This is a genomic window from Streptomyces longwoodensis (genome assembly GCF_001514125.1).
Taxonomy (GTDB): domain Bacteria; phylum Actinomycetota; class Actinomycetes; order Streptomycetales; family Streptomycetaceae; genus Streptomyces; species Streptomyces longwoodensis.
Genome location: NZ_KQ948557.1, coordinates 12,871 through 26,398 on the forward strand (window position 1 = coordinate 12,871; position 13,528 = coordinate 26,398).

Below are 13,528 nucleotides of genomic sequence, written 5' to 3' on the forward strand. Positions count from 1 at the left end.
CGAGGAGCTCAACGCCCGCGGGCTCGCCGCCACCTACCCCGTCATCCTCGGCGGCGCCGCCCTCACCCGCGCCTACGTCGAGCAGGACCTGCACGAGATCTACCAGGGCGAAGTCCGCTACGCCCGCGACGCCTTCGAGGGCCTGCGCCTGATGGACGCCCTCATGGCCGTCAAACGCGGCGTGCCCGGCGCGAAGCTGCCCGACCTCAAACAGCGCCGGGTCAAGACCACCACCCCCGCCCTCACCGTCGACGAGCCCGCCCCGCAGGGGCGTTCCGACGTCGCCACGGACAACCCCGTGCCCGCGGTGCCGTTCTTCGGCACCCGCGTCAGCAAGGGCATCGCCCTCAAGGAGTACGCCTCCTGGCTGGACGAGGACGCCCTGTTCAAGGGCCAGTGGGGCTTGAAGCAGGCCCGCACCGGCGAAGGACCCACCTATGAGGAACTCGTCGAGAGCGAGGGCCGGCCCCGCCTGCGCGGCTGGCTGGAGCGCCTGCAGACCGACAACCTCCTGCAGGCCGGCGTCGTGCACGGCTACTTCCGCTGCGTGTCCAAGGACGACGACCTGATCCTCCTGGACGAGCACGGCAGCGAGACCACCCGCTTCACCTTCCCCCGCCAGAGCCGCGGACGGAGGCTGTGCCTGGCCGACTTCTTCCGCCCCGAGGAGTCGGGGGAGACCGACGTCGTCGCCCTGCAGGTGGTCACCGTCGGCTCCCGCATCGGCGAGGAGACCGCCCGGCTGTTCGCCGCCGACGCCTACCGCGACTACCTCGAACTGCACGGCCTGTCCGTGCAATTGGCCGAGGCCCTCGCCGAGTACTGGCACGCCCGGGTGCGCGCCGAACTGGGCATCGCCGGCGCCGACCCCGCCCACCTGGGCGGCATGCTGCGCACCGAGTACCAGGGCTGCCGCTACTCGCTGGGCTACCCCGCCTGCCCCGACCTGGCCGACCGCGCCAAGATCGCCGCCCTGCTGCGGCCCGAACGCATCGGCGTCCACCTCTCCGAGGAGTTCCAGCTGCACCCCGAGCAGTCCACCGACGCCCTCGTCGTCCACCACCCCGAGGCCGGCTACTTCAACGCGAAAGGCCGCCCATGACGACCTTCTCCTTCGAGTTCTTCCCGCCCAAGAGCGCCAAGGGCGAGCGCACGCTGTGGGACGCGATCCGCCGGATCGAACCCCTCGCCCCCGACTTCGTGTCCGTCACCTACGGCGCCGGCGGCTCCTCGCGGGAGCGCACCGTCGACGTCACCAAACGCCTGGTGACCGAGACGACGCTGCGGCCCGTCGCCCACCTGACCGCCGTCGGGCACTCGGTGGCCGAACTGCGCCGCATCATCGGCCAGTACGCCGACGCCGGCGTGCGCGACGTGCTGGTGCTGCGCGGCGACCCGCCCGGCGACCCCGCCGGCCCCTGGATCCCCCACCCCGAGGGCTTCACCCACGCCCACGAACTGGTCCGCCTGGTCAAGGAGTCCGGACAGTTCACCGTCGGCGTCGCCGCCTTCCCCGAACGCCACCCGCGCTCACCCGACTGGGACAGCGACATCCGCCACTTCGTCGCCAAGTGCCGGGCCGGCGCCGACTACGCCATCACCCAGATGTTCTTCCACGTCGAGGACTACCTGCGCCTGCGCGACCGGGTGGCGGCCGCCGGCTGCGACACCCCGATCATCCCCGAGATCATGCCCGCCACCGACGTACGCCAGATCGCCCGCTTCGCCCAGCTCAGCGGCGCCGCCTTCCCCGAGGCACTCGCCCACCGCCTGGAAGCCGCCCGCGACCGGCCCGGCGAAGGCCACCGCATCGGCGTGGAGTACGCCACCGCCATGGCCCACCGGCTCCTGGCCGAAGGCGCCCCGGGCCTGCACTACATCACCCTCAACCGCTCGACGGCGACCCTGGAGATCCACCGCGCCGTCCTTGACTCCCTCACCCCCGCGCCGGCCACCCCGGCGCCGAACTCCCCCCTACCGGACCCAAGGAGAGCACCGCATGCCCTCGCAGCCCACCGCTGACGTCACCGACTTCCGCGTCGCGGACCTCTCCCTGGCCGCGTTCGGCCGCAAGGAGATCACCCTCGCCGAGCACGAGATGCCCGGCCTGATGGCGATCCGCACCGAGTACGCCGAGAGCCGCCCGCTGGCCGGCGCGAGGATCACCGGCTCCCTGCACATGACGGTGCAGACCGCCGTCCTCATCGAGACCCTGGTCGCCCTCGGCGCCGAGGTCCGCTGGGCGTCCTGCAACATCTTCTCCACCCAGGACCACGCGGCCGCCGCCATCGCCGTCGGCCCGAACGGCACACCCGAGAGCCCCCGCGGCGTCCCCGTCTTCGCCTGGAAGGGCGAGACCCTCGAAGAGTACTGGTGGTGCACCGAGCAGGCCCTGACCTGGCCCGGCCACAGCGGCCCCAACATGATCCTCGACGACGGCGGCGACGCCACCCTGCTCGTCCACCAGGGCGTCGAGTACCACAAGAGCGGCCGGCTGCCCGCCGCCGACAACGAGGAACTGGCCGTCATCCGCGCCCTGCTGGAGCGCAGCACCCTCGACTGGACCCAGGTCGCCTCCGAGATCCGCGGGGTGACAGAGGAGACCACGACGGGCGTGCACCGGCTGTACGAGATGCAGCGCGACGGGGTGCTGCTGTTCCCGGCGATCAACGTCAACGACGCGGTGACGAAGTCGAAGTTCGACAACAAGTACGGCTGCCGCCACTCGCTCATCGACGGCATCAACCGGGCCACGGACACGCTGATCGGCGGCAAGACGGCCGTGGTGTGCGGCTACGGCGACGTCGGCAAGGGCTGCGCGGAGTCGCTGCGCGGCCAGGGCGCCCGGGTGATCATCACCGAGATCGACCCGATCTGCGCGCTGCAGGCGGCGATGGACGGCTACCAGGTCACCACGCTGGAGGACGTGGTGGAGACGGCCGACATCTTCATCACCACCACCGGCAACAAGGACATCATCCTCGCCTCGGACATGGCGCGGATGAAGCACCAGGCGATCGTGGGCAACATCGGCCACTTCGACAACGAGATCGACATGGCCGGCCTGGCCAGGACCCCGGGCATCGTCAAGGACGAGGTCAAGCCGCAGGTGCACACCTGGACCTTCCCCGACGGCAAGAAGATCATCGTGCTGTCCGAGGGCCGCCTGCTGAACCTGGGCAACGCCACCGGCCACCCCTCGTTCGTGATGTCGAACTCCTTCGCCGACCAGACGCTGGCGCAGATCGAGCTGTTCACCAAGCCCGACGCCTACCCGGTGGGCGTGTACACGCTGCCCAAGCACCTGGACGAGAAGGTCGCCCGCCTGCACCTGGACGCCCTCGGCGTCAAGCTCACCACGCTGCGCCCGGAGCAGGCCGCCTACATCGGCGTCGACGTCGAAGGCCCCTACAAACCGGACCACTACCGCTACTGACCCAGGAGGACACCGTGTACGACATCCCGGAAGACGGCGCCCGGCGCGAGGCACTGCTCTACCAGGACCTCCCGGCCCCCGCCGTGCCGCGCATCCCGCCGCTCAGGCTCGCCGGTGTCGACGAGGACGACACCTGGGAGCCGCATGTCGTACGCGGCATCGACTGACCCGCCCGGCCCGGGCGCCGTCCCGGGCCGGGCCGCTTCACAAGGGGAGGGCCCACCGATGGAACAGGACGAACAGCGCGAGCGGCCGCGCGAGGCCGGCGCGCAACCCCCGCCCCGCGCCGTGCCGGCGTACCGGGGGCGCACCAGGGCCGAGCGCTGGCTGCGCGAGCTGTGGCGCTCACTGGTGACCTACGGCGCCACCTGCGTGGGGCCGACGGCCTGCCTGGAGGCACTGCTGTACGCCGCGCCGGCCGCCTCGGTGCACGACCCGCTGGTGCTGCTGGCCCGCGCGGACCGGGCGCCGGGCGCGGGCGGGCCGCCGCCCGCCCATCCCGAGCGGCTGCGTCAGGACGTGCCGCTCACCCCCGCCGAGCGGCTGTGGGCGAGCGAGCTGTGGCCGGCCTACTACGGCCCCCGCCCCACCGCGGGCGACGACTGAGGCGGCGCGCGGGCAGGCAGGACAAAAGGGGGAACGGCCGGCGGGCGGGGGCGCCCGCCGGCCGTTGGCGTCACACGGTGGTGCTGAGCGCCGTCCAGGAACTCACGAGGTCCCAGGCCCTACTCGTCGGTGACGGTGGGGGCGGTGCGGGCGGCGGCGAACACCACCAGGCGCAGCACCAGGAACCGGCCCAGGCCCGCCAGCGCGGCCGCCGACAGGTACACGCCCTGGGCGAGGAGCACCCCGGGGGCGCTGACGCAGGCGTGCAGGGCGGCCATCGCGGCGCTGGTGACGGCGTAGGCGGCCACGGCGGAGCCGGCGCTCTGCAGCTGCTGGCGCCAGGTGCTGCGGGTGCCGGCGAAGGTGAACCGGGCGTGCAGTTCGGTGGCCAGGACGGTCGAGGCAACGGTGACCGCGGCGTTGGCCAGCGCCCAGGGCACGAGCGTGGCGAGCGCGGTGACGGCGGCGCTCGCCGCCAGGCCGACCGTGCCGCCCAGCACCACGAACCGGACGAAGGAGGTCAGCGCGCCGGGCCGGCCGGCGCCGGCCCGTGCGAGGCGGGCCGGGCGGCCGGCGGCCGGTAACGGGGCGGGGTGGGGGGCGTTCACCACTGCAGGAGCGCGAAGCTCGCCGCCATGCCACCGCCGAACCCGGCCAGCAGGATGAGCTCGCCCGGTGCGAAGGCGCCCCGGCGGGCGGCCTCGTCCAGGGTGATGGGGATGGAGGCGGCGCCGGTGTTGCCGTAGCGGGCGAGGGTCTGGTGCATGCGGGCGTGGTCCATGCCCAGGTGGGGGAAGACCTCCTGGAGCATCACGCCGTTGGCCTGGTGGGGCACGAAATGGTCGACGTCGGCGGCCTCCACGCCGGCTTCGTGCAGGAAGTCCTTGACCAGCTGCGGCAGTTGTTCCACGACGAAGCGGCGCACCTCGCGGCCCTGCATGGCGAAGTACTGCAGTCCGGCGTCCAGCGTGACGGGGTCGGCGGGCAGGCGGCTGCCGCCGGCGGGCACCTGGATCAGGCCGGACAGTTCACCGAAGGTGTGCAGGGCGACGTGCCGCACCAGCGGGCCGCGGCTGGTGGGGCCCAGCACCATCGCGCCGGCCCCGTCGCCGAAGAGCACCACGGTGCGCCGGTCGGTGGGGTCGAGGATGCGCGAGTAGACGTCCGCGCCGATGACCAGGGCGTGCCCGCCGCGGCGCAGCAGGGTGCTGCCCACCGCGGACAGCGCGAACACGGTGCCCGAGCAGACGGCGTTGACGTCGAAGGCGGCCGTGCCGGAGGCGCCCAGGTGGTGCTGGACGTAGGCGGCGGTGGGCGGCTGCGGCCGGTCCGGGGTGGAGGTGGCCACCGCGATCACGGACAGCTGCTCGGCGGTGATGCCCGCCGAGCGCAGCGCGGCCCGGGCCGCGGCGGTGGCCAGGTCGGAGGTGGCCTGCCCGGGCGCGGCCCAGCGCCGCTCGCGGATGGCGGTCTTGCGGGTGATCCAGGCGTCGTCGACGCCGGCCGGCGCGCCGACCTCGTCGTTGGAGACGATCCGCTCGGGCACGTAGGCGCCCGTGCCGAGGATCCTGATGTCCTGCATGGGGCTGCCGGGGGCGCGGATCGCGGTGCGGGCCATGCGGCTGCCCTCCCCTCACATTGGTCGGTGGGTGGCTGGGGGCCGGACCCGCCGCCGCCGGCACGCACCCCCCGCTCGCCAGGGAGCGGGGGCGGCGTGCCGGCGGCTGTCGCGGGGCCCGGCACGGACGGGTGGGGGCTCAGCGGGCCTGGTAGAGGCGCTTGTGGCCGCTGATGCCGGCCAGCCGGAACGGGCCGGTGGTCTGCTCGGGGGTGGCGTGGTCGCCGCCGTCGGTGGGGAAGCGCCACTCGTGCAGGTCGCGGTAGCGGGCGTAGTCGACCTCGGTGCGCCGGTCGATGGCCCGCCGGTTGGCGTCGGTGCGCAGGTGCTCGCGGTAGCCGGCCACCACCGTCCCGGCGAAGAACTCCGCCACCGACCCCGAGCCGTAGCTGAGGAACGCCAGCGGCCGGCCCGTCAGGTCCTCGGCACGGTCCAGCAGCGCGGCCAGCCCCAGGTACACCGACGCGGTGTAGCTGTTGCCGATCACCCGGTTGTAGGCGGTGGTGTGGCCCAGCGCGCGGGCGATGACCGCCTCGTCGGTGTCGTACCCGCAGTAGTTGAGCAGGTGGCGGTGGGCCTTGTAGGCCATCTTCGTGAACGGCTGGTGGTAGCAGAACGCGGCGAACTCCTCCAGGGTGCGCCCGCCCTGCTCGGTGTAGTCCTTCCAGGTGCCCTCCACCGCCTGCAGGTAGGCGCCGATCGACTCGTGTCCGTCGACCAGGGCCGCCTCACGGTAGTTGGGCCGCCAGAAGTCCATGACGTCGGCGGTGAACAGCCCCGAGGGGTCCTCGATGCGCACCAGCGCCGGGTCGACGCCCACCAGCATGGCCACCGCGGCCGCGCCCTGGGTGGCCTCGCCGGGGCTGTCCAGCTCGTACTTGGAGACGTCACTGGCCACCACCAGGACCTGCTGGGCGGGGTCGCGCTGGACCAGGCCGATGGCGAACTGCAGGGCGGCGGTCGCCCCGTAGCAGGCCTGCTTCAGCTCCACCACCCGCGTCGCGGAGGGCAGGCCCAGCAGCGAATGCACGTACACGCCCGCCGACTTGGCCTGGTCGATGGAGGACTCGGTGGCGAAGACGACCGTGCGGATCCGCTCGGCGCCGTGCCGGGCGATGATCGGCGCCGCGGCCGTCGCCCCCAGGGTGACGATGTCCTCGTCGGCGGCCGGCACACTCATCGACTCCTGGCCGATGCCCAGGTGGTACTTGCCGATCTCGGTGCCGTTGTGCGCGGCGAGCGCCGTGTGCGGCAGGACGAACTCACCGGTCGCGAACGACAGGTCGTGGATTCCTATGGACAGGGACATGGCTCATACACCAACCTTCGCGGTCTTGTTCTCGCGTTCGAGCTGCACGTGCGCGCGCATGAGTTCGCCGGGATTGGTCTGTGCGGCCAGCAGCGACAGCTCCCCGCACAGCACGGTGGCCGCCGCCAGCACCGCCAGGCGGCGGGCGTTGTCGCCGGGGGCCGCGTCCGCGCGGCAGCCCAGCCGGGTCAGGTTCGTCTCGACGAAGCCCAGCCCCTTGCCGTTGCCGACCGTGCCGACGATCAGGTTGGGCAGCGTGCAGGAGAAGTACAGGTCGCCGTCGCGGTCCTCGGCCATGACCACGCCCTGGGAGCCTTCGACGATGTTCGCCGCGTCCTGCCCGGTGGCCAGGTAGAACGCCAGCAGCATGTTGGCGTAGTGGGCGTTGGCCGAGCGGATCCCGCCGGCCAGCAGGGTGCCGAGCAGGTTCTTGCGGATGTTCAGCTGCACCACCTTGGCGGCGGTGGTGCGCAGGGTGTCGGTGACCACCTGGCGCGGCACGAGGAGTTCGGCGACCACGTTCTTGCCCCGGCCCAGGATGCCGTTGATGGCGGTGGCCTTCTTGTCGGTGCAGTAGTTGCCGGAGATCGACCCGTAGGAGATGCCCGGAATGGTCTGCAGCAGGTGCGCCAGCAGCCGGTCGGAGGCGAGGGTGGCCATGTTGTGGCCGGAGGCGTCCCCGGTGGAGAACTCGAACCGCACGAACAGCAGGTTGGCGTTGATCTCGTGGCGCACCCCGATCAGCTGCGCGAAGCGGCTGCAGCCGCGCACCACCTCGCGCAGCTCCTCGATGCGCTCCTGGATCGTGCGGGCGGCCGCCAGCGCGGTGGCCGCGTCGGTCGCCTCGATGAGCACCGAGCGGGTCATCCGCTCGTCGACCAGGGTGGCCACGATGCCCTTGTCGGTCAGGCGGGAGACCTTCGCGCCGCGGCCCACCGACGGCCACAGCGGGCTTTCGTAGGTGGCCAGCGGCACCTGCGTCTCGGTCTGGGCGACGTTGCCGGAGATGCGCAGCGGGCCCACCCACCGCATGGGGACCCCGGCGATCGCGTGTGCTTCGGTCATCGTGTGCTTCCCGTCAACTCGTTAAGGGCTTCGATGGAGGTGGAACGCTGCGCCAGGTGCCGCGTGTCGATGCCCCGGTCGGCGCAGAAGGCGCGCAGCTCGCCGCTCACGAGCACGTCGCAGCGCATCAGGTCGGCCGGGGTGCGCGCGCCGAGCATCGTCTGCAGGGCGGCCAGCTGGTCGAGCCAGGAGCCGATCTTCGCGATCAGCGCCTCGACCCCGTCGTCCAGCAGGGTGCGCAGGAAACCGCCGGAGGAGCCCACGGCGCGGGCGCCCAGGGCCAGCGCGCGGGCCACGTCCAGCGGGTGGCGCACCCCGCCCGAGGCCAGCACGGGCAGTGCGACGTCCTGCGCGTCCAGCAGGCAGGCGGCCGTGGACTGGCCCCAGTCGTGCAGGTAGGCGTAGTCGGCGTGCTCGCGCCGGCCGTTCTCGATGCGGGCGAAGTCGGTGCCGCCGCGGCCGCTGACGTCGCCCGCCGCGACCCCCAGGGCGGGCAGGGCCAGCAGCGTCTGCCGGCTCAGCCCGTTGCCGACCTCCTTGACGATGACGGGCACACCGACGCCCGCCGCGATCCGCTCGATCTGCGCCGGCCACGAGGCGAAGGAGCGGTCGCCCTCGGGCATCGGCGTCTCCTGCGCCGTGTTCAGGTGGATCTGCAGGGCATCGGCCTGGAGCAGGTCCACCGCGCGGCGGGCGTTGTCGACGGAGGCGGTGGCGTTGACGTTCGCCATCACGAACCCGTGCGGGTTCTCCTCGCGCAGCACCCGGAAGGTGTCCGCGCACGAGGGGTCCTTGAAGTAGGCGTGCATCGAGCCGGAGGCGATGGCCACCCCGCTCTCGCGGGCGGCGACGGCCAGGTCGCGGTTGATGCGGCCGGTCATCGCGCTGCCGCCGGTCATCGCGTTGATGTACAGCGGCACCGGCCAGCTGATGCCGGCGAACTCGGTGGCCAGGGACACCTGCGGGCGGTCGATGCCGGCCAGGGCGTGGTGGACGAAGGACACCTCGTCGAACTGGTTGCGTCCGCTGTGCGCGTGCTGCTGCTCCATCGCCAGGCGGACGTGGTCGTCCTTGCGCTGGGCACTGCTCATGGTCGGTTCCCTTCGGACGCGGCCGCCACGGGCAGGGGCAGCACCCCGGCCGCGGCCCACCGCTGGTGTACGTGGGCGAGGTGGTGTGCGGCGCCGGCGTCCAGCAGGGCGATGCCGCAGTCGCCGCCGCCGGCGCCCGAGGGCTTGGCCGCGCCGCCGACGCTCTCGGCGGCGTCGCACAGCGCGGTCAGCGCGGGCGTGAAGATGCCCAGGCCCACCTCGTCGTCCAGGCGGGCCAGCTCCTGGCGGGAGCGCCGGATCTGCTGCAGCAGGCCCGCGTCGTCGCCGGCCTCGAGCGCGTCGATCGCGGCGGTGACGAAGTCGGCGCTGGCGGCGAGGAACGTCTCGTGCGAGGGCGTGCCGCGCCAGGCCCTGCGGCCCAGGGCGGCCACCAGCTCGGTCGTCGAGGCGGGGCTGCCGCTCCAGCCGACGTGCAGCGACAGCGCACGCGGCGACGGCAGCCGCCGCACCTGAAGGTGGGGCCAGTCGGCGTCCAGGGCGCCCTGCACGCCGCGGCGGCGGGCCAGGTCCTTGACGAACGCCCGGTCCGGCGCCCGGTAGGCGATCCAGCCGCCGTAGGTGCTGGCGGCCAGGTCACCGCCGGAGCCGCCGGCGTCGATGCGGGCGCTCGCCAGCAGCGCCAGCCGCAGCCGCTGCGCCGCCGGGAGCTCCAGCCCGCAAGCGGCGGCGACGGCCGCGACGGCCGCCACGGTCACCGCGCCGCTGGAGCCCAGCCCGTACTTGGTGCCCGCCTCGTGCAGCGTGCTGCTGACCGACACCTCCAACCCGGGTACGGGCAGGCCGCGTTCGGCCAGCAGCGCGGCCACCGTCTCGACGGCGGCGACCACGTGCGGGACACCTCCCGCGCCCCCGCCCAGCCGGCCCCCCTCGAACGTGTAGCGCTCGGGGCGCGCCAGCAGGTCGGAGGTGATGACGACGCCCGGGCGCTCCACGGCGCCGGCCCGCACGGTGACCTGGCGGTCGACCGCCACCAGCACGGCCTGGTGGCCGGGCTCCACCACCGCGTACTCGCCCGCCACGTACAGCTTGCCCGGGGCGTGCCGCACCACCGTGCGCGCCTGGCTCATCGCCCGTCCCCGTCCCCGTCGAGGAGGCGGGCGCCGGGGCCCGGGGCGGCGATGTGCACCGCACTGTCCGGGGCGGCCTCGGCGACCGCCCGCGCCACCCGCTGCGCCTGCGCGCGCGGACACAGCACCTTCACGTTGGGGCCGGCGTCCATCGTCACGTAGGCCGCCACCCCCTCCTGGCGCAGCTGCAGCACCGCGTCCAGCACGGTCAGCGAGGCGGGCGCCATGTACCTGACGGCGGGGCGCGCCGCGAGCATCGTGGCGTGCATGCCCAGGGCGTTGCGCTCGGCGATCTCCCCGACCGCCGCGAGGTCGCCGCGCCCCAGCGCCGCGCGCATCTCGATCAGGTCGGCCCGGCTGGAGAGGGCCCACGGCTCGTACAGCGGGGAGGTGGCCACCGTGCGGCGCATCGCCTCGCGGCTGGAGACCGCCTTGGGCCCGGCGTTGACGACCGCGATGACCAGCGCCGGGTCCAGCCCGGGCGCGGCCACCGGCTCGGCGTAGGAGCTCAGGTCCGCCTGCTCCTCGCCGGCCGACGCCTGCCCGGCGTGCCAGAGCACGAAGCCGCCGAAGACCGACCGCGACGCCGAACCCGAGCCGCGCCGCGCCAGCCGCGACAGCGCCCTGGCATCGCCTTCCAGTCCGTAGGCGGCGGCCGCGGCCAGCGCGAGCGCGGCGAACCCGCTGGCCGAGGAGGCAAGGCCCGCGCCGGTGGGCACGGTGTTCTCGCTGTCCACCACGGCCCGCTCGCCGCGCCCGCTGCGCTCGCGCACCAGGTCCAGGAAGGCGGTGATGCGCCGGGCCGCCTCACCGGTGGCCGGCCGCCCGCCCAGGGTGACGGTGTCGTCCTGGGCGTGCTCGTCCAGCCGCACCCGGGTGGTGGTGGGGAAGATGTCCAGCGTCATCGACAGGCTGTCGGTGCGCGGCAGCACCAGGCGCTCGTCGCTCTTGCCCCAGTACTTGATGAGCGCGATGTTCGGGTGCGCGACGGCGGTGGCGTCGCCCGCCGCCGCCTGCGCCCGCGACCGCGCGAGAGGTTCAGTGCGCATGCCCGGCATGCCTCCTCAACGGTACGACCCACGTCTGGACGGCGCCGGCGTCGTGCAGGTGCCGGGCGACCTGCCCGGCCTGCTCCGGCTGGGTGAGGGCCAGGACGCAGCCGCCCAGCCCACCCCCGGTGATCTTGGCGCCGAGGCTGCCCGCGCCGCGCGCGGCCTCGACCATCGCGTCGATGCGGCCGGTGCTCAGCCCGGCCGCGCGCATCAGTTCGTGGTACTGGTCCAGGGCCCTTCCCAGCTCCTCCAGCGCGCCCCGGGCGAGGGCGTCCTGGCCCTCGTCGACCAGGCGGGCGGCGCGTGCCAGGAACGCCTGCTTCGCGCCTGCCTCGCGGGTGAAGGACTCCCGCAGCAGCTCGACCGCCTCCTTGGTGCTGCCGGCGGTGCCGCTGTCGGCGATGATGAACAGCCCCTCGCCGCCCACGGCGAGCTCCTCGGCCCGGCCGGCCTGGAACCGCAGCGGCCCCGACGCGCCGACCGCGACGGCGTCCACGCCGCTGGCCCGGCCGTGCGTCATGTTCTCCGCCGTCTGCACCAGGTCGAACGCCGCCGTCTGCGACAGCTCCACGCCGAACAGGTCGGCCAGCGCGAACACGATCGCCCGGGAGCTCGCGGCGGACGAACCCAGCCCCCGCCCGGGCGGGATGGCCCCGTCCAGGATCACGTCCAGGTGCGCCCCGCCCGTGACCCCCGTCGCCTCGGTGAACGCCGCGGCCAGCCTGCGCAGCCCGTCGGAGGCCAGCGTCACCACCGCCCGCGAGGCGGAACCGGTCATGGTGAACGACAGCCCGCCGTCCGCGCCGCGGCCGGGGGAGGACCAGCCGGCACTCGCCGTGGCCGTCAGCTGCGGAACCGGCAGCGCCAGCGCCGCGGCGCCGTACACGACCGCGTGCTCGCCCAGCAGGATGGCCTTGGCGTGGGCGCGACCGATGCCCACCGAGCGGGCCCGACGGTTGTCCGAAACCCCCTCCACTGAGGTCGGTGGCGTCAACGCACTCACTCCTCTTGTCATTGTCGTGAAAAGGTCGTCCCCGGAACGGCGGTTGCCCGGCGCCGGACACGAGCCGGCTCCCCGGGAAGGGAATCCGGGCGGGAAGAACTCGACCGCAAAGAGTCGGGCGCAAGAACTCGGGGCGGAAGAACTCGGGGCGGAAAAAGCCGGGCGGGAAGGGGTCGTCAGGGGGTTCCGCCGCGGCGGCGCAGCGCGATCTCCTGGAGTTCCTCGATGTCGAACTCCGAGCGGCAGTTCGGCGCGCCGTACCGGGTGATCTTCCCGCGGCTCACCCACTTGCGGATCGTCGCCTCGGACACCCCGACGGCGAGAGCGGCCACCCGGGTGGTCACGAGCCGGTGGCGCGGCGGTTTCGTCATGCGGTGACATCCTTTCGCTGCCGTGTCATCAGCGCCCTGAGCGCCAGCCATTCGTGCGCCGGCCAGGAATGCCCCGCCGTGCACTCCAGCCGGGAGGTGCCCGGCCCCGCGGCGGCCTTCGGCGCGGCGCTGATCGTGCCCGCGCAGCCCTCCACCACGCACGCCAGGTGCAGCGTGTGCAGCGCGGCGGGCTCGGGGTCGAGCAGCGCGCTCAACTCCGAGACCAGTTCCTGCACTTCCTCGGCGAAGTCGCCGGCCGGGGGCTGCGCGGCCAGCCACGCCAGGTGCCCCGCCAGGAACTGCGCGAGCTGCGGCACCGAACGGTCCGGCGCCCTCACCCCGAGCCCTTCGGCGACGACGTCCGCCCAGGCCTGCAGCACCGCACGCGAGCGCAGCCGCACGTCCAGCGCCGACAGGTTCACCTGCTCGCGGTTGCGGCTGCCGGACACCCGGGTGGGGTTGGTCCGCCGCCGCCCCGCCGACACCTGGTGCAGGCACTCCTGGTACAGGGCCGGCAGCGAGCGCAAAGAGCGCTCCGCCTCACCCACGCACACGGCACACAGGACGGGTCCGGCACCGGGGCCGCTCTCGGGCAGGGGATGTCTGGGGCAGGGGTGGACCATCACACACATCTCCTTCATGAGGCGGCCTGCGCGCTGGTCGCGCCGCGTGCCGCGCCCCGTCGCCGAGCCGGTCCGGTGACGCCTTTTTCCCGAACGTAAGGACCACGGCTGGAGTCTCGATACAGCCGCGTTCGGGGCCCGCCGGAAATGCGCCCGGGCCCCTCGCACCGGCGCCCGCACCACCCGCCACCTGCGCGCCTGCCGTTCCTCGAGCCGATCTCCGTCGGGGGCCGAGCCGTGGTTGAGCGCCTGCCCCGACGGTGGCC

The 13,528-nt window shown here is 73.7% G+C and carries 15 protein-coding genes; 5 read left to right on the forward strand and 10 right to left on the reverse strand.

Annotated features, from left to right (window positions below):
- The 5 genes from AQJ30_RS23215 to AQJ30_RS23230 all read left to right on the forward strand — a co-directional run.
- A partial coding sequence (locus AQJ30_RS23215; protein WP_281200956.1) for a vitamin B12 dependent-methionine synthase activation domain-containing protein occupies nt 1-1,102 on the forward strand: 1,102 nt, incomplete at its 5' end.
- On the forward strand, nt 1,099-2,022 hold the full coding sequence (gene metF, locus AQJ30_RS23220) for a methylenetetrahydrofolate reductase [NAD(P)H] (protein ID WP_079084217.1): 924 nt from the start codon (nt 1,099-1,101) through the stop codon (nt 2,020-2,022). The genes AQJ30_RS23215 and metF, both read left to right, overlap by 4 nt.
- Nucleotides 2,000-3,436 carry an adenosylhomocysteinase gene (ahcY, locus tag AQJ30_RS23225; RefSeq protein WP_067237375.1) on the forward strand — a complete coding sequence of 479 codons (1,437 nt, stop codon included), beginning with the start codon at nt 2,000-2,002 and terminating at the stop codon, nt 3,434-3,436. The genes metF and ahcY overlap by 23 nt, the downstream gene beginning before the upstream one ends.
- A gap of 14 nt (nt 3,437-3,450) precedes the next feature.
- Nucleotides 3,451-3,603: a hypothetical protein gene (locus tag AQJ30_RS38465; protein WP_159052355.1), complete on the forward strand. Its 153-nt coding sequence runs from the start codon at nt 3,451-3,453 to the stop codon at nt 3,601-3,603.
- A 58-nt stretch (nt 3,604-3,661) separates the two neighbouring features.
- Nucleotides 3,662-4,042, forward strand: a complete 381-nt coding sequence (locus AQJ30_RS23230) for a DUF6059 family protein (protein ID WP_067237377.1) — start codon at nt 3,662-3,664, stop codon at nt 4,040-4,042.
- A gap of 119 nt (nt 4,043-4,161) precedes the next feature.
- Here AQJ30_RS23230 and AQJ30_RS23235 read toward each other — a convergent pair whose 3' ends face one another.
- The 10 genes from AQJ30_RS23235 to AQJ30_RS23280 form a co-directional block, all read right to left on the reverse strand.
- Complete coding sequence (locus AQJ30_RS23235; protein WP_067237930.1) at nt 4,162-4,566, reverse strand: GtrA domain-containing protein; 405 nt, start codon at nt 4,564-4,566, stop codon at nt 4,162-4,164.
- A gap of 80 nt (nt 4,567-4,646) precedes the next feature.
- Nucleotides 4,647-5,660: a 3-oxoacyl-ACP synthase III family protein gene (locus AQJ30_RS23240; RefSeq protein ID WP_067237379.1), complete on the reverse strand. Its 1,014-nt coding sequence runs from the start codon at nt 5,658-5,660 to the stop codon at nt 4,647-4,649.
- Between the two features lie 139 nt (nt 5,661-5,799).
- Nucleotides 5,800-6,969: a hydroxymethylglutaryl-CoA synthase gene (locus AQJ30_RS23245; protein WP_067237381.1), complete on the reverse strand. Its 1,170-nt coding sequence runs from the start codon at nt 6,967-6,969 to the stop codon at nt 5,800-5,802.
- Nucleotides 6,970-6,972: 3 nt separating this feature from the next.
- Nucleotides 6,973-8,034 carry a hydroxymethylglutaryl-CoA reductase gene (locus tag AQJ30_RS23250; protein WP_159052356.1) on the reverse strand — a complete coding sequence of 354 codons (1,062 nt, stop codon included), beginning with the start codon at nt 8,032-8,034 and terminating at the stop codon, nt 6,973-6,975.
- On the reverse strand, nt 8,031-9,125 hold the full coding sequence (gene fni, locus AQJ30_RS23255) for a type 2 isopentenyl-diphosphate Delta-isomerase (RefSeq protein WP_067237384.1): 1,095 nt from the start codon (nt 9,123-9,125) through the stop codon (nt 8,031-8,033). The genes AQJ30_RS23250 and fni overlap by 4 nt, the downstream gene beginning before the upstream one ends.
- Entirely contained in the window at nt 9,122-10,213 is a 1,092-nt protein-coding gene (locus tag AQJ30_RS23260; protein ID WP_067237387.1) for a phosphomevalonate kinase, read from the reverse strand. The genes fni and AQJ30_RS23260 overlap by 4 nt, the downstream gene beginning before the upstream one ends.
- A complete protein-coding gene (gene mvaD / locus AQJ30_RS23265) occupies nt 10,210-11,262 on the reverse strand; it encodes a diphosphomevalonate decarboxylase (RefSeq protein ID WP_067237939.1) in 1,053 nt (350 codons plus the stop codon). The genes AQJ30_RS23260 and mvaD overlap by 4 nt, the downstream gene beginning before the upstream one ends.
- Nucleotides 11,252-12,205: a mevalonate kinase gene (mvk, locus tag AQJ30_RS23270; RefSeq protein ID WP_245727024.1), complete on the reverse strand. Its 954-nt coding sequence runs from the start codon at nt 12,203-12,205 to the stop codon at nt 11,252-11,254. Before mvk ends, mvaD begins: the two co-directional genes overlap by 11 nt.
- Nucleotides 12,206-12,444: 239 nt before the next feature.
- Nucleotides 12,445-12,639 (reverse strand): MerR family transcriptional regulator, encoded by a 195-nt coding sequence (locus AQJ30_RS23275; protein ID WP_067237388.1) that lies wholly within the window; start codon nt 12,637-12,639, stop codon nt 12,445-12,447.
- Entirely contained in the window at nt 12,636-13,166 is a 531-nt protein-coding gene (locus tag AQJ30_RS23280) for a hypothetical protein (protein WP_245727026.1), read from the reverse strand. Before AQJ30_RS23280 ends, AQJ30_RS23275 begins: the two co-directional genes overlap by 4 nt.
- Between the last annotated feature and the right edge of the window lie 362 nt (nt 13,167-13,528).